The following is a 546-nucleotide window of genomic DNA, read 5'->3' on the forward strand; positions in this document are numbered from 1 at the left end:
GATAGTGGCAATGATTTAGAGGTTCCCTCAAGCAACAGCACTCTGCAAGTGATTTTTGGCTATGAGAACAGCATCAGTGCCTTTATGGGGCGTTTTGTTGTCGAATCGGTTGTAAGTTGTGGTGGCAGTGATGGAGAGATTTTGCGCCTTTGTGGCAAAAGCGCCTCGATGCGTAAAGAGCTCAAAGAACAGGTGAGTGAACATTTTGATCACAAAACTGTTGGTGAGATTGTTGAGACACTTGCCAAACGCCATGGCTATCAAGCAAAGGTCAGTCCTCAGTTCACTCAACAAACTTTGCCTTATGTGATTCGTACAGATCAATCGGCGGTTGATTTTTTAACCCGCCTTGCCGATCGCATGCGGGCACGTTTTTTAATCAAAGACAATAAGTTTTTGTTTTTAAGCGGAGATAATTTACCAGCACTCGAACTTCATAAGCACGACTGTTCCAACTGGGAATTTACGTTAGAGCCACGTACGCAATATGGCACCATTGAAGCTTCTTATTTTGATCGCTCAAAAGGGCAGCAATGCCAAGTCAAA

1 pseudogene is annotated in these 546 nt (G+C 44.0%); it reads left to right on the forward strand.

Annotated elements, in window-relative coordinates:
- Window positions 1-546: pseudogene (locus tag ACFIK0_RS09895) on the forward strand (phage late control D family protein); the annotation flags it as partial.

The organism is Bartonella sp. CL63NXGY, from assembly GCF_042194905.1.
Taxonomy (GTDB): domain Bacteria; phylum Pseudomonadota; class Alphaproteobacteria; order Rhizobiales; family Rhizobiaceae; genus Bartonella.